This is a genomic window from Halosaccharopolyspora lacisalsi, from assembly GCF_014137975.1.
Lineage (GTDB): Bacteria > Actinomycetota > Actinomycetes > Mycobacteriales > Pseudonocardiaceae > Halosaccharopolyspora > Halosaccharopolyspora lacisalsi.
Map to the genome: position 1 here is coordinate 504141 of NZ_JACGWZ010000001.1, position 14869 is coordinate 519009.

A 14869-nucleotide genomic window follows, 5' to 3' on the forward strand; every position below is an offset into this window, starting at 1 on the left:
TCAGCTGTCGAGGACGACGGAGACGATTCCGGCCAGGTGGGTGAGCCGGGCGACCTCGGAGGCGCGGAACATCGGACCTCCCGGACGTCCGGCCAGCAGCACCCGGTCGGGTTTGCCGATGGGGGTGGCGGCGAGCTCGGTGCCGAGTTCCTTCCAGGTGTGCGGCACCCACTCCTCGTCGGAGTCCAGTATGGTCGCCCGGGGCAGCGGCAGCCACGGCACGTCGAGGTAGTCGTCCTGCGGTGCCGAGGTGCTGGAGGCCAGGTGCTCGGCGCCGCCCGTGCGGTGCCCGAACACGATCGCCCACCCCGAGCGAATGATCTTGGGGACGCCCTCGGCGAACAGGTGCAGCCCGCGCCCGGGCTCGGCGGCGATCTCCTCCACCAGCTCCAGCTCGCGGTGGGTGTCGAGCACTCCCGCGTAGGGGCGCACCGCGTCGACCTCCACGCCGTTGATGGACTCCGCCGCGGTGATGAGCACGTCCGGCAGCCGTCCGGAGGGCAGCTCCACGACCATGTCGTCGACGGCGATCTCGCTGCCGCGTTCGACGACGTCGACGCTGAGGATGTCGGCACCGACCTCGCCCAGTGCGCCGGCCACCGCCCCCAGGATTCCGGGGCGGTCCGGGACTTGCACCCGGATCAGGAAGGACACCGGAGACCACGCCTTCACGCTTCGTGCGCGGCACCTTGCCGGCCGCGCGGGAGTGCGCACGCGCGGACCTTCGACATCGACCGCGGTGCGAGGAGCAGGCGGCACAGATTGTGGCAGACATGGCCAGTGTCGCGGTGAGCCCGCCGTGACCGTGGCCTTAATTCCGCCCCCGCCCGGCGGCCCGCCGCCACCCCCATAAACTTGGGGTGATATCCCGGACCCGGCGCGACCGCGCCGGTGCCGGGTATGAGCAGTGACATCACCCATCGGACATGCTCAGGGAGCCCGCGCAGTGCCCACGATCTCCCGTGACGAGGTGGCCCACCTCGCCGGATTGGCCAGGCTGGCCGTCACCGAGGCAGAACTCGACACCTTCGCCGGTCAGCTCGACGACATTCTCGATTCGGTGGCCAAGGTGAACGAGGTCGCCGCCGAGGACATCCCACCCACCTCGCACGCCGTGCCGTTGACCAACGTCTTCCGTGAGGACGTCGTCCGCCCGGGGCTCTCGCGCGAGCAGGCGCTCGCGAACGCTCCCGCGACGGAGGAGAACCGCTTCCGCGTGCCTCGGATTCTCAGTGAGGAGGCCTGATGACCTCGACCGCATCCGGCGGTGACGCCGAACTGACCGGTTTGAGCGCCTCCGAGCTCGCCGCCAAGATCTCCGCGGGGGAGACCTCCTCGGAGGAGGTGACCCGGGCGCACCTGGACCGCATCGCCGCCGTCGACCCCGAGGTGCACGCCTTCCTCCATGTCGACGCCGACGGCGCCGTCGAGGCCGCGCGGGGAGCCGACGAGGCCCGCTCGGCGGGCGGGGCCGCTTCGCCGCTCGCCGGCGTTCCGCTGGCCCTCAAGGACGTGCTGACCACCAGCGACATGCCGACCACGTGCGGCTCCAAGATGCTGGAGGACTGGACGTCGCCCTACGACTCCACGGTCGTGCAGCGGCTGCGCGCGGCAGGAGTGGTCGTTCTCGGCAAGACGAACATGGACGAGTTCGCGATGGGCTCCTCCACCGAGAACTCCGCCTACGGCCCGACGCGCAACCCGTGGGACACCGACCGCGTCCCCGGCGGGTCCGGCGGCGGCTCCTCGGCCGCGCTGGCCGCCTTCGAGGCGCCGCTGGCCATCGGTACCGACACCGGTGGTTCCATCCGCCAGCCCGCCGCGGTGACCGGCACCGTCGGTGTCAAGCCCACCTACGGTGGCGTGTCCCGGCACGGGTTGGTGGCGTTCTCCTCCTCGCTGGACCAGGCCGGTCCGTGCGGGCGGACCGTGCTCGACGCCGCCCTGCTGCACGAGGTCATCGCCGGCCACGACCCGATGGACGCGACGTCGATCGACGCGCCGGTGCCCAGGGTCACCGCCGCCGCGCGGGAAGGCGCGGCCGGTGACCTGCGCGGCGTGCGCGTCGGTGTCGTGCGCGAGTTCGGCGGTCAGGGCTACCAGGAGGGCGTGCAGCAGTCCTTCCGCGCCGCCGTGGACCAGCTCACCGAGCTGGGCGCCGAGGTCGTCGAGGTCTCCTGCCCGCACTTCGAGCACGCGTTGAGCGCCTACTACCTCATCGCGCCCAGCGAGTGCTCCTCGAACCTGGCCCGGTTCGACGCGATGCGCTACGGCCTGCGCGTCGGCGACGACGGCAGCCGCAGCACCGAGGAGGTCATGTCGCTGACCAGGGAGGCCGGCTTCGGCCCCGAGGTCAAGCGTCGGATCATGCTCGGCACCTACGCGCTGTCGGCGGGCTACTACGAGGCTTACTACGGCCAGGCGCAGAAGGTCCGCACCCTGGTCACCCGCGACTTCGCCGCCGCCTTCGAGCAGGTCGACGTGCTGGTCTCGCCGACCACGCCGACCACGGCCTTCCGCATCGGCGAGCGGGTCGAGGACCCGATGGCGATGTACCTGGCCGACCTGTGCACGATCCCGTCGAACCTCGCGGGCAACGCGTCCATGAGCGTTCCGTCCGGCCTGTCCGCCGAGGACGGCCTGCCGGTGGGGTTGCAGATCATGGCACCGCCCATGGCCGACGACCGGCTCTACCGGATCGGCGCGGCCTACGAGACCGCCCGCGACGCCGCCACGGGCGGCACCCTGCTCGACCGCGTTCCGCGACTGGAGGTGGCGTCATGAATCCGAAGACCAAGGCGGCCGTGCTGGTGGCTTCCCAGGTCGCCGGAGCCTTCGGGCTGCCGGCCAAGATCCGCGAGGCCCGCAGGGACGGGGACCGGCTCGCGCTGCTCGACGCGGTGGTGACCGCGCTCAGCATCATCACCGGCACCGCGCTTGCGGTGCGCACACTGCGCCAGGAGGAGGTCGAGAAGTGACCGCCGTCGCCGAGATCATGGATTACGACGAGGTCCTGGAGCGCTTCGATCCGGTGCTCGGTCTCGAAGTGCACGTGGAGCTGTCGACGGACACGAAGATGTTCTGCGGCTGCCCCAACTTCTTCGGCAGCGACCCCAACACCCAGGTGTGCCCGGTGTGCTTGGGAATGCCCGGTGCCCTGCCGGTGGTCAACGGCAAGGCGGTGGAGTCGGCGATCCGGATCGGACTGGCGCTGAACTGCGAGGTCGCCGAGCAGTGCCGGTTCGCCAGGAAGAACTACTTCTACCCGGACATGCCCAAGAACTTCCAGACCTCCCAGTACGACGAGCCGATCGTCTTCGAGGGGCACCTCGACGTCGTCCTCGACGACGGCGAGACGTTCCGGGTGGGCATCGAGCGCGCCCACATGGAGGAGGACACCGGCAAGTCGCTGCACGTCGGCGGCGCTGACGGGCGCATCCACGGTGCCGAGCACTCGCTGCTGGACTACAACCGTGCCGGCGTGCCGCTCATCGAGATCGTGACCAAGCCGATCACCGGGGCCGGTCACCGTGCCCCCGAGGTGGCGCGGGCCTACGTCACCGCGCTGCGCGACCTGCTGCGGTCGATGCACGTCTCCGACGTGCGCATGGACCAGGGGTCGCTGCGCTGCGACGCCAACGTCTCGCTGAGCCCGAAGGGGTCCGGGGAGTTCGGTACCCGCACCGAGACCAAGAACGTCAACTCCCTGCGCAGCGTCGAGCGGGCCGTGCGCTACGAGATGCGGCGCCACGCCGCGGTGCTGGCCTCCGGCGGCGAGATCGTGCAGGAGACGCGGCACTTCGACGAGTCGACCGCTTCCACCTCGTCGGGCAGGCCCAAGGAGACCGCCGAGGACTACCGCTACTTCCCGGAGCCGGACCTGGTTCCCATCGCGCCGTCGCAGGAGTGGGTCGAGCAGCTGCGCACCACGCTGCCCGAGCTGCCGTGGCAGCGCCGGCGCAGGGTGCAGCAGGACTGGCAGCTTTCCGACGAGGAGCTTCGCGACCTCGTCAACGCCGGTGCCCTTGACCTGGTCGCGGCGACCGTGGACGCGGGAGCGTCCCCCGCCGAGGCGCGGTCCTGGTGGGTGGCCTACCTCAGCCAGCAGGCCAACGAGCGTGGCGTGGACCTGGCTTCGCTGCCGATCACTCCGGAGCAGGTGGCCCGGGTCGTCGAGCTCGTGGGCGAGGGCACGTTGACCCACAAGCTCGCTCGCCAGGTCGTGGACGGTGTGCTGGCGGGTAAGGGCGACCCGGACGAGGTGGTGGCCGCCGAGGGAATCGAGGTCGTCTCCGACGACTCGGCCCTGCAGAGCGCGATCGACGAGGCACTGGCGGCTCAGCCGGACGTCGCGGACAAGATCCGAGGTGGCAAGGTGCAGGCGGCCGGGGCGATCGTGGGAGCGGTCATGAAGGCCACCCAGGGGCAGGCCGATGCCAAGCGAGTGCGCGAACTCGTTCTCGCCTCCTGCGGGCAGGAGTAGGGTCCGCGGATCGACTTGCTCGGACAGCGCGCGGACCGGTTTGTGGAGCGGTGCGGGTGGGAACCTCGCTGGATCCGCCCGTGCCGGGGTGGTGCGATTTTCCCTAAAGTTGTGCCACAACTTTAGGGAAAATCGCACCACCACCGCGTACCTGACGATCATCTGCTGCGGAGTGGGTGGTTCCTACCGATTCGCACGGTCACTGAAGAGTTCTTCGGGGCGGATTCCACTCGATCGGGTGGAATCCGGCCTACTCCTTGTCGGCGGTGCCGCCGGAGGGGGGCTTGATGCGGATCACCCGGTCGTCGCTGGAGATCGGGTTCCCGCCCGCCTTGTTCGCCGTCCCCAGCCAGAGCAGCCCCTTCGGCCCGCGCGCGGCGGCGGAGAACCGACCGTAGGTGTCCCGCATCGTCGTTCGCGGTTCCCCGGTGAACCCGCCCGAAGCGGCCGGGCGCATCGTGTACAGGGCTTCGGCATCGGTCAGGCCCACGACCAGCATGCCCTTCATCGCCACGCAGGCGGAAGCTCCGGGACTGTCCTGCCAAGTCCACGAGGGCGCCCCGAGCGGCTCTCCCGGCCGCAGCCGGTACAGGGCGTCCCGGTTCCGTTCGTGGTCGGTGATCCAGTAGGCCGACCCGCCGGGCGCGGCGCACATTCCTCCGGGCTCGGTCACTCCGGAGGAGACCACGGGTTCGGTCGGAGTCGGGTTCCCCTCGGCCGGATCGCCGAAGGCGTTGATGCGCAGCACCTTCCCGGCCAGTGACGCCGGGTCGCCGGCCCGGGCGGGAGAACCGGCGTTGCCGGTGGCCACCAGCAGCGCGCCCTTCCCGTCGGTGGTGATCGCTCCGGCGTTGCCGGAGGGGCCCCGGGGGATTCCGGTCAGAATCGGTTCCGGCGGATCGCCCGGCGCGATCCGAACGACCCGGTTTCCCGTCGCGGTGGTGGCGTAGGCGTAGGCGAGTCGGTCCTCGGCGTAGCTGGGGGACAGCGTGAGGCCGGTCAGCCCTCCTCCGCCGGTGGCGTCGACGGGGATGCGGGCCACCTCGACGGGAGCGCTCCCCTCGCTGACTCGCAGCACACGGCCGGTCGATCGCTCGCCGACCAGGGCGCCCCGCCCGTTGGGCAGCACCGCGATGGCCCCGACCGGGTCCAGGCAGGTGGCCACCACGGCGGGGTCCGGGTCCTGACATCCCCGGGGAGGTGGTGGTGACGTCTCGGGAGGGGTGAGGCGGCTGGGAGGTGGCTGTTGCCCCTCGACATAGGGTTTCGGCCCGGCCTTCGGCTCCAGCGAGGGGTTGGGGTGCCAGGCACGGGAGTGTTCCTCGGGGAACTGCGCGCACCCCGCCAACGCGATGCTCAACACCAGCGCCGCCCCCACGCGGGACGGAGCACGACGGTCGCGGAACCAGGTTGCCACGGTCCGTCAGCCTAAACCCCGAGCGGTGAACACACGGTGAGCGCACGGAGATCGCCGCGGCGGTTTGCGAGAAAGGGTCGCACCGCGGGGAGGGATGTTCTACTGTGCCGCCGTGAGCACTCAGGATGATCGCCCCGGTGCCGGGGGCGGCTACACCGACGATCGCTACTACGGCAACGCTGCCGCGGCACCGGGAGGGGTTCCGCCGTCGCGGCCGACCACGCCGATGTCCTCCGGCGTGGATGACTACGACGACTACTACGACGACGCCTACAGCACTCCGCGAACGCCGGGGGACTACGTCGAGGACTACTACGCGGAGGATCCCACCGGCCGCTCCGAGCGACCCGGCTGGAACGGCGGCGCCGACCTCGGTCTGCTGGTGCTGCGGTTGGCACTCGGCGGCGTGTTCCTCGCTCACGGCGCGCAGAAGCTCTTCGGTGCTTTCGGCGGCCCCGGTATCGACGGGTTCGCCCGTGGTCTGGAACAGATGGGGTTCCAGCGCGCCACCGTGCTGTCGTGGGTGACCGGAATCACCGAATTCGGTGGCGGTGCGCTACTGGTGTTCGGGCTGTTCACGCCGCTGGCGGCGGCGGGACTGCTCGGTGTGATGGTCAACGCCCTGGTCATGAAGTTCGACGGGGCCTTTTTCGCCTCGTCGGGAGGTGTCGAGTACGAACTGGTGCTCGGTGCGCTGGCCCTGGGCCTGCTGTTCACCGGACCCGGCCGGGCGGCCCTGGACAACGGGCGTTCCTGGTTCCGCCATCCGCTGGCCGGCGGAGGTGTCTGCCTGCTGGTCGCGGCCGCCGCCTCGGCGGTGGTGCTACTGGTCCTCCACTGAGGACGCGACGGGCCGGCGGTCCGTCACTCCCGTTCTGCCGCGGCCTGGTCGGACTCGGCCCGCTCCGTTCCGGTCCGGTCGGTCTCGACCCGGTCGGTCTCGGTGCTTTCGGGCTCGGCCGAGGGGTCCGAGACTCGATCCCCGCTCATCACGGCCAGGCGCGGCAGGTCACGCACTCGCACGGAGGGCAACCGGATCTCCTTGCCGGAAACCAGCACCGCCCGGATCCAACGCCGCTCGTCGAGCCGGAGGAACTGAAGGTCCTGCCAGGCGATCTCGGACTTGCCGAACAGGGTGCGTGCGGTGATGCCGCCACCGTGCACGGTGGTCCGGACGCGGAGCACCCACACCAGCAGTAGCAGCGGCAGCGCGTAGAGCGTCAGCAGCCACGGCACAGCCAAGGCGACGGGGGACACGCAGATCATCACCGTGAACACGCCGAGCAGGGACACGGGAGTGATCCGGAAGGTGAGCTCGTCGGGCAGTCGGTCGGCCGTGGCGGATCCGGAGGCCCGCGGTTCGGTTTCCGTACCGGACTCGGTGGAGGGCGCGGAGGAGTCGGTCACTTCTCGATGGTCTCACCTGCGTGAGCGGAGAGCGCGCAGCCTGCCCACGAGTCGTGGGACACGGCTCCCGAGTCGCGGGCATGGCTGCGAGTCACTCCTTCGTGCCCATCATGCGGGAGGATTGTCCCGCAGGATTGACTCCTGAGCGGTGCGGCGGCTAGCGTTCGACCCATGCTGCGCATCCACGACATTCTCGTACTTCCCCGGCGCGTCGACGCCTAGGAAGTTCGCAGCGTCGACGCGCCAACCCTCGTGCGGCCTTTCGTGGCCGGCGGGGGTTTTTTCGTGCCAGGCTCCCTCATCGACGACGAGGCAAACCGATGACCAGTGCCAACACCAGGCAGAACCCGGTCCCGGCGGCACCGCCGGGACATCGCCCCAAACCCGCCCCGCCCAACGGTGCTCCGGTGAAGGCCACCGGTGCCCAGTCGCTGGTGCGTTCCCTGGAAGCCGTGGGATGCGAGTTCGTCTTCGGCATTCCGGGTGGCACGATCCTGCCGACTTACGACCCGTTGCTGGACTCGGCCAAGGTGCGTCACGTCCTCGTGCGTCACGAGCAGGGCGCCGGGCACGCCGCCACCGGTTACGCGCAGGCCACCGGCAAGACCGGGGTGTGCATGGCGACCTCGGGGCCGGGGGCCACGAACCTGGTCACCGCGCTGGCCGACGCGCAGATGGACTCGGTGCCGCTGGTGGCCATCACCGGGCAGACCGCGCGCGGCATGATCGGTACCGACGCGTTCCAGGAAGCCGACATCTGCGGGATCACCCTGCCGGTGACCAAGCACAACTTCCTCGTCACCGACCCGGCCGAGATCCCGCGCATCATCGCCGAGGCCTTCTACATCGCCTCCAGCGGACGTCCCGGCCCCGTGCTGGTGGACATCCCCAAGGACGTGCAGCAGGTCACGACCTCCTTCGCGTGGCCGCCGGAAACGCATCTGCCCGGCTACCGGCCGACGAGCAAACCGCACGGCAAGCAGGTCCGCGAGGCGGCCAAGCTGATCAACTCGGCGCGGCGCCCGGTGCTCTACGTCGGCGGTGGCGTGATCAAGGCGGACGCCTCCGACGAATTGCTGAGCCTGGCCGAGAGCACCGGCATTCCGGTCGTGACGACGCTGATGGCGCGCGGGGCCTTCCCCGACTCGCACTCGCAGCAGCTCGGGATGCCGGGGATGCACGGAACCGTCGCGGCGGTGGCCGCGATGCAGCGCTCCGACCTGCTGATCGCGCTGGGCACCCGGTTCGACGATCGGGTGACCGGGCAGCTGTCCAGCTTCGCCCCCGACGCCAAGATCGTCCACGCCGACATCGACCCCGCGGAGATCTCGAAGAACCGTCCGGCCGACGTGCCCATCGTCGGTGACTGCAAGGACGTCATCGCCGATCTGACCGAAGCCGCCGCGGCCTACCGCCAGGAGGAGACACCGGCCGATCTGGCCCCGTGGTGGAAGCAGCTCGACGGCTGGCGCGAGACCTTCCCCCTGGGCTACGAGTGGCCCTCCGACGGCACCCTGTCGCCTGAGCACGTCATCGAGCGGCTGGGCAGGATCAGCGGGCCGGACTCCGTCTACGTCGCCGGTGTCGGGCAGCACCAGATGTGGGCGGCGCAGTTCGTCGACTACGAGAAACCACGCACCTGGATCAACTCCGGTGGTCTGGGCACCATGGGCTACGCCGTGCCCGCGGCGATGGGAGCCAAGGCCGGCGTTCCGGAGACCACGGTGTGGGCCGTCGACGGCGACGGCTGCTTCCAGATGACCAACCAGGAACTGGCCACCTGCGCCATCGAGGGCATCCCCATCAAGGTCGCGGTCATCAACAACGGCAACCTGGGTATGGTCCGGCAGTGGCAGAACCTGTTTTACGCCGAGCGCTACTCACAAAGTGACCTCGGTACCCACAAGCACCGCATCCCCGACTTCACGATGCTGGCGGAGTCGCTGGGCTGCGTGGGTCTGCGGTGCGACTCCCGCGAGGACGTCGACAGCGTCATCCAGCGGGCGATGGAGATCGACGACCGACCCGTCGTGATCGACTTCGTGGTGGGCAAGGACGCCCAGGTGTGGCCGATGGTGGCCGCGGGAACCGGTAACGACGAAATCATGGCGGCGCGCGGTATCCGCCCGCTGTTCGACGACGACGAGGGGTGAGCGCGCCGATGACCCGACACACGCTGAGCGTGCTGGTGGAGAACGTGCCGGGAGTGCTGGCCCGGGTCTCGGGTCTGTTCTCCCGCCGCAGCTTCAACATCGAGTCCCTGGCGGTGGGACCCACCGAGCACCCCGAGATCTCGCGCATGACGATCGTGGTCTCGGTCGGTGAGCAACCGCTGGAGCAGGTCACCAAGCAGCTCAACAAGCTGATCAACGTGATCAAGATCGTGGAGCTGGAGCCGGACTCCTCCGTGCAGCGCGAGCTGCTGCTGGCCAAGGTCCGTGCCGACTCCTCGGTGCGCAGCCAGGTGCTGGAGACCGTGCAGCTGTTCCGCGCCAAGGTGGTCGACGTCTCCCCGGAGGCACTGACGATCGAGGCCACCGGCGACAGCGACAAGCTCGACGCGTTGCTGCGAATGCTGGAGCCCTACGGCGTCCGCGAGATGGTGCAGTCCGGCATGGTCGCGATCGGCAGGGGCCCGCGCTCCATCACCGCCACCGCGGTGCGGTGAGCACCACCGCGACGTGACGACTCAAGTCCTGACGACCGATATTTGAGAGGAAACATGAGTACCGAGATCTTCTACGAGCAGGACGCCGACCTGGGCCTGGTTCAGGGGCGCACGGTCGCGATCATCGGTTACGGCAGCCAGGGCCACGCCCACGCGCTGAGCCTGCGCGATTCCGGTGTGGACGTGCGCATCGGGCTGCCGGAGGGCTCCAAGTCGCGGGCCAAGGCCGAGGAGGAGGGCCTGCGGGTGCTCACCCCGTACGAGGCCTCCGCGGAGGCTGATCTGATCATGATCCTGGCGCCGGACACCAAGCAGCGCCAGATCTACGCCGACGACGTCGCGCCGAACCTCAGCAGCGGGGACGCGCTGTTCTTCGGGCACGGCTTCAACATCCGCTACGGGCTGGTCCAGCCGCCGTCCGATGTGGACGTGGCGATGGTGGCGCCCAAGGGGCCGGGTCACCTCGTGCGGCGCCAGTTCGTCGACGGCAAGGGCGTGCCGTGCCTGATCGCGGTGGAGCAGAACCCCTCGGGCAACGGCCAGGCGCTGGCGCTGGCCTACGCGGCCGGTATCGGCGGTGCTCGCGCCGGCGTCATCAAGACCACCTTCACCGAGGAGACCGAGACCGACCTGTTCGGCGAGCAGAGCGTCCTGTGCGGCGGGACGAGCGCGCTGGTGCAGACCGGGTTCGAGGTGCTGGTCGAGGCCGGTTACCAGCCGGAGATCGCCTACTTCGAGGTGCTGCACGAGCTCAAGCTCATCGTGGACCTGATGTGGGAGGGCGGTATCGCCGGGCAGCGCTACTCCTGCAGCGACACGGCCACTTACGGCGACCTCACGAGGGGGCCGCGCGTGATCGACTCGCGCGTCAAGGAGTCCATGCGCCAGGTGCTCGCCGAGATCCAGGACGGTTCCTTCGCCAAGGAGTGGGTGGCCGAGGACGAGGCCGGCAGGCCGAAGTTCAACCAGCTCCAGGAGGAGGGCAACGCCCACCAGATCGAGGAGGTCGGCAGCAGGTTGCGCTCGCTGATGTCCTGGACGCGCAAGTGACGGCGACGTGCCGCTGAGGCCGTCCCCGTAGCCGTCCCCGACGGATGTGGTGGTTTGCCGGTTTCGCGCGAAACCGCGTTTCGGCGGTTTCGCGCGAAACCGCGCACCCGCGCGCGCCGGAGGGGTCACTCCCGTCCGCGACGGTGGTGGCCGTGGTCAACATCCCCGGTTGGGGCGGCTACGCTGTGCGGCGTGAGCGAAGACAACGAGCCGGTCGACGACAAGGCCCACATCCGAGACGAACTCGACTTCACCGACGCCGAGTGGATCGCCAGCACCGACGACGATGACGAGCCCGGTGTCGAGATCGCTTTCGTGCAGGGCTACATCGGAATGCGCAACGGTGCGGACCCGGAGGGCCCTGTCCTGGTGTTCACGCCCGAGGAGTGGGACGCCTTCGTCGCGGGCGCCAAGGACGGCGAGTTCGACGAGCCGTGACGCACCGCCCCGGCCCCGCTGTGCTCGCGGGGTCGCATTCACGGTGGTGAAGAAGCTCACCGGGGCACCGCTGCGTTACTGCGCACCCGGCGCGGCACTCCGAACCGGGGTGTGACGCAGCCAACACCGGCGGCGATGGAAGTTCGCATCCCGGGTAAACTCCGGCACCGTCCGGGCACAAAGTCGTGCCCTCCTTCGACCGTGATGTCTCTCTCTGGAGCGCGCCCGTGACCAACCGTCCTGTCGTCCTGATTGCCGAGAAGCTGGCCCCGTCCGTCCTCGAAGCCCTCGGGGACTCCGTCGAGATCCGTCATGTCGACGGAACCGACCGGCCGGCTCTGCTCGATGCCGTAGCCGACGCCGACGCACTGTTGGTCCGTTCCGCGACCAAGGTCGACGCCGAGGTATTCGCCGCGACGAGCAGACTGAAGATCGTCGCCCGTGCCGGTGTCGGCCTGGACAACGTCGAGGTGCCCGCCGCGACCGAGCACGGCGTAATGGTGGTCAACGCGCCCACCTCCAACATCGTTTCCGCCGCCGAGCACGCGATGGCACTGCTGCTGGCCGTGGCGCGCAACGTCGCGCCCGCCGACGCGAGCCTGCGGGCGGGCGAGTGGAAGCGCAGCTCGTTCGGCGGCGTCGAGCTCAACGGCAAGACCGTCGGTGTCGTGGGCCTCGGCAAGATCGGACAACTGGTGGCCCAGCGCGTCGAGGCGTTCGGCACCAAGATCATTGCTTACGACCCGTACGTGTCGGCCGCCCGCGCGGCCCAGCTCGGCATCGAGCTGGTCACCCTGGAGGAACTGCTCCAGCGCGCCGACGCGCTCTCGATCCACCTGCCCAAGACGGCGGAGACCCTCGGCCTGATCGGTGCCGAGGAGCTCAAGAAGTGCAAGCAGGGCGCCCTCATCGTCAACGCCGCGCGTGGTGGCCTCATCGACGAGGAGGCTCTCGCGGACGCGCTGCGCGAGGGTCACATCGGAGGTGCGGGCATCGACGTGTACCGCACCGAACCGACCACCTCCAGCCCGCTGTTCGAGCTCAGCAACGTGGTGGCGACTCCCCACCTGGGTGCCTCCACGGTCGAGGCCCAGGACCGGGCGGGAATCGACGTCGCCCACTCCACGCTGCAGGCGCTGCGCGGTGAGTTCGTGCCGGACGCGGTCAACGTCCAGGGTGGTGCGGTCGGCGAGGAGGTCCGCCCCTACCTGCCGCTGACCCAGAAGCTGGGTTCGCTGTTGGCGGCCGTGCTGGGGACGACGCCGACCTCGGTGACCGTCGAGGCGCGCGGTGAGCTCGCCGACGAGAACGTGTCGGTGCTGCAGCTGGCCGCCCTGCGCGGGGTGTTCGACGGTGCGGTCGACAGCCAGGTCACCTTCGTCAACGCGCCGCAGCTGGCCGAGGACCTCGGGGTGAGCGTCGAGGTCAAGGCAGGCGGGGAGAGCCCGACCTACCGCAGCGTCGTGTCGGTGCGCGCCGGGCTGGCCGACGGCCGCACCGGTGTGGTCTCCGGTGCGGTGGACGGGCCGAACCTGGTGGAAAAGCTCGTCGAGGTCAACGGGCGCCACTTCGACCTGCGCGCCGAGGGCAACGTGCTGCTGCTGGAGTACCCGGACCGCCCCGGCGTGATGGGCAAGGTCGGCACGCTGCTCGGCGAGGTCGGCGTCAACATCGAGGCCGCGCAGATCAGCCAGACCACCGACGGTTCGGACGCGATCATGCTGCTGCGGGTGGACCGTCCGATCGAGGTGGGTGTGCTGGAGCCGATCGGCGCGGCCGTGGGCGCGCGCACGGTGCGCACCGTCAGCTTCGAGTAAGACAACTCACCCCGCACCGGGTGCTCTGACACGATCGGGTGGAATTTCCCGCATCCGGTGCGCTGCTCAAGTCGCGAGCGGGTCGTCACGGAATACCGTGGCGGCCCGTTTCGTGTTTGTGGCAGCGGCTCGAATTCTCCAGCGCAACCGGGGGGCCGAGGACACGGGAGTCAGCGCCTCACCTGTTCGGGTGTCCCGCTTCTCGGGAAGGATCGACCAGTTGGTGGGTCCGGCGTGCTTGAGCGTTACCGGGTGACGGTAGCCTTCGGCGCAACAGTCCAAGCCCCGCGAGGGCGGGGTGATTCTCGGGAGGTGTGCGAATGCGGCTCGCTGTGATCCCAGGTGACGGCATCGGGCCGGAGGTGACGGCCGAGGCCCTCAAGGTGCTCGGTGAGGTCGTCCCCGACACCGAGATCACCCGCTACGACCTGGGGGCGGCTCGCTGGCACAACACCGGGGAGCTGCTGCCCGAGTCGGTGTTGGGTGAGCTTCGTGAGCACGACGCCATCCTGCTCGGTGCCGTCGGTGATCCCTCCGTGCCCAGCGGAATCCTGGAGCGTGGGCTGCTGCTGCGGCTGCGCTTCGAACTGGACCACCACGTGAACCTGCGTCCGGCGCGCCTGTACCCGGGAGTCTCCAGCCCGGTGACCAACCCCGGCGAGGTCGACATGGTCGTGGTGCGCGAGGGAACCGAGGGGCCGTACGCGGGCAACGGTGGCCTGCTGCGCAAGGACACCGCGCACGAGATCGCCACCGAGGTCAGCCTCAACACGGCCTTCGGCGTCGAGCGAGTGGTGCGCGACGCCTTCGCCAGGGCCGCGGCTCGCCCCCGCAAGCACCTGACCCTGGTGCACAAGACGAACGTGCTCACCCACGCCGGTTCGCTGTGGTCGCGGATCGTCGAGGAAGTCTCGTTGCAGCACCCCGACGTCACGGTCGCTTACCAGCACGTGGACGCCACGACCATTCACCTGGTCACCGACCCGGCGCGGTTCGACGTGATCGTGACCGACAACCTCTTCGGTGACATCATCACCGATCTGGCGGGCGCGGTCACCGGTGGTATCGGCCAGGCTGCCAGTGGCAACATCGACGCCACCCACCGCAACCCCAGCATGTTCGAGCCGGTGCACGGCAGTGCGCCGGACCTCGCCGGGCAAGGTGCGGCCGACCCCACGGCGGCGGTGCTGTCGGTGGCGTTGTTGCTGGACCACGTCGGCTACACCGAAGCGGCTCGTCGGGTCCAGGCCTCGGTGGCCTTCGACCTGGCCACCCGGGACCACGCGGCCCCGGGAGCGACCTACGCCATCGGTGATCGGTTGGCCGCGCTGGTCTCCTCCCGAGAGGTCGCCCAGCAAGTTTAGAGAACCCGTTTCACAACGGATTGCGCTGCGGATCGGGTAGGGAGTCCTCACACGCCGCCCGCCCGTAACCCGACCAACCACTCCTCCGGGAGGCGCTGCGCGCCGCAGCGCCTCCCGGAGGAGTGGTTGGTCGCGGGGCGACGCCGGAGAACCCCCGGTTGGTCCAGTTGCTCGCACGGGGGCGAAGCGGCTGCGCCGCTTCCGAAAGAACCCAAAGAGTCCACA

General features: G+C 69.7%; 14 protein-coding genes. 11 read left to right on the forward strand and 3 right to left on the reverse strand.

Translation table 11 applies throughout. The features are described from left to right. The gene (locus FHX42_RS02485; protein ID WP_182543459.1) at nucleotides 1-654 is read right to left on the reverse strand and encodes an ACT domain-containing protein; all 654 of its coding nucleotides are present in this window, start codon (nucleotides 652-654) and stop codon (nucleotides 1-3) included. Between the two features lie 292 nt (nucleotides 655-946). On the opposite strand from FHX42_RS02485, the gene gatC reads away from it, so the two are divergent. Genes gatC through gatB form a run of 4 tightly spaced genes read left to right on the forward strand, consistent with a single transcriptional unit; the run spans nucleotide 947 to nucleotide 4483 of the window. Further along, nucleotides 947-1246: an Asp-tRNA(Asn)/Glu-tRNA(Gln) amidotransferase subunit GatC gene (gene gatC, locus FHX42_RS02490; RefSeq protein WP_182542525.1), complete on the forward strand. Its 300-nt coding sequence runs from the start codon at nucleotides 947-949 to the stop codon at nucleotides 1244-1246. Next, nucleotides 1246-2784 (forward strand): Asp-tRNA(Asn)/Glu-tRNA(Gln) amidotransferase subunit GatA, encoded by a 1539-nt coding sequence (gene gatA / locus FHX42_RS02495; protein WP_182542526.1) that lies wholly within the window; start codon nucleotides 1246-1248, stop codon nucleotides 2782-2784. Before gatC ends, gatA begins: the two co-directional genes overlap by 1 nt. Beyond that, nucleotides 2781-2978 (forward strand): hypothetical protein, encoded by a 198-nt coding sequence (locus FHX42_RS02500; RefSeq protein WP_182542527.1) that lies wholly within the window; start codon nucleotides 2781-2783, stop codon nucleotides 2976-2978. The genes gatA and FHX42_RS02500 overlap by 4 nt, the downstream gene beginning before the upstream one ends. Further along, nucleotides 2975-4483, forward strand: a complete 1509-nt coding sequence (gatB, locus tag FHX42_RS02505) for an Asp-tRNA(Asn)/Glu-tRNA(Gln) amidotransferase subunit GatB (RefSeq protein ID WP_182542528.1) — start codon at nucleotides 2975-2977, stop codon at nucleotides 4481-4483. The genes FHX42_RS02500 and gatB overlap by 4 nt, the downstream gene beginning before the upstream one ends. A gap of 250 nt (nucleotides 4484-4733) precedes the next feature. Here gatB and FHX42_RS02510 read toward each other — a convergent pair whose 3' ends face one another. Further along, the gene (locus FHX42_RS02510; RefSeq protein WP_328795855.1) at nucleotides 4734-5900 is read right to left on the reverse strand and encodes a PQQ-dependent sugar dehydrogenase; all 1167 of its coding nucleotides are present in this window, start codon (nucleotides 5898-5900) and stop codon (nucleotides 4734-4736) included. Between the two features lie 112 nt (nucleotides 5901-6012). On the opposite strand from FHX42_RS02510, the gene FHX42_RS02515 reads away from it, so the two are divergent. Next, nucleotides 6013-6741 (forward strand): DoxX family protein, encoded by a 729-nt coding sequence (locus tag FHX42_RS02515; protein ID WP_328795856.1) that lies wholly within the window; start codon nucleotides 6013-6015, stop codon nucleotides 6739-6741. Between the two features lie 23 nt (nucleotides 6742-6764). Here FHX42_RS02515 and FHX42_RS02520 read toward each other — a convergent pair whose 3' ends face one another. Next, entirely contained in the window at nucleotides 6765-7307 is a 543-nt protein-coding gene (locus FHX42_RS02520) for a PH domain-containing protein (RefSeq protein ID WP_182542530.1), read from the reverse strand. 320 nt (nucleotides 7308-7627) lie between these two features. Here FHX42_RS02520 and FHX42_RS02525 point away from each other — a divergent pair, with 320 nt between their 5' ends. The 6 genes from FHX42_RS02525 (at nucleotide 7628) to FHX42_RS02550 (ending at nucleotide 14644) form a co-directional block, all read left to right on the forward strand. Then, nucleotides 7628-9460: an acetolactate synthase large subunit gene (locus FHX42_RS02525; RefSeq protein WP_182542531.1), complete on the forward strand. Its 1833-nt coding sequence runs from the start codon at nucleotides 7628-7630 to the stop codon at nucleotides 9458-9460. 8 nt (nucleotides 9461-9468) lie between these two features. Then, nucleotides 9469-9975, forward strand: coding sequence for an acetolactate synthase small subunit (gene ilvN / locus FHX42_RS02530; RefSeq protein ID WP_182542532.1), 507 nt, complete (start codon nucleotides 9469-9471; stop codon nucleotides 9973-9975). 54 nt (nucleotides 9976-10029) lie between these two features. Continuing rightward, a complete protein-coding gene (ilvC, locus tag FHX42_RS02535; RefSeq protein ID WP_182542533.1) occupies nucleotides 10030-11025 on the forward strand; it encodes a ketol-acid reductoisomerase in 996 nt (331 codons plus the stop codon). Nucleotides 11026-11217: 192 nt separating this feature from the next. Then, nucleotides 11218-11463, forward strand: coding sequence for a DUF397 domain-containing protein (locus FHX42_RS02540; protein ID WP_182542534.1), 246 nt, complete (start codon nucleotides 11218-11220; stop codon nucleotides 11461-11463). A 227-nt stretch (nucleotides 11464-11690) separates the two neighbouring features. Beyond that, nucleotides 11691-13280, forward strand: a complete 1590-nt coding sequence (gene serA, locus FHX42_RS02545; RefSeq protein ID WP_182542535.1) for a phosphoglycerate dehydrogenase — start codon at nucleotides 11691-11693, stop codon at nucleotides 13278-13280. Nucleotides 13281-13600: 320 nt separating this feature from the next. Continuing rightward, nucleotides 13601-14644: a 3-isopropylmalate dehydrogenase gene (locus FHX42_RS02550; protein WP_182542536.1), complete on the forward strand. Its 1044-nt coding sequence runs from the start codon at nucleotides 13601-13603 to the stop codon at nucleotides 14642-14644. Nucleotides 14645-14869: the final 225 nt, after the last annotated feature.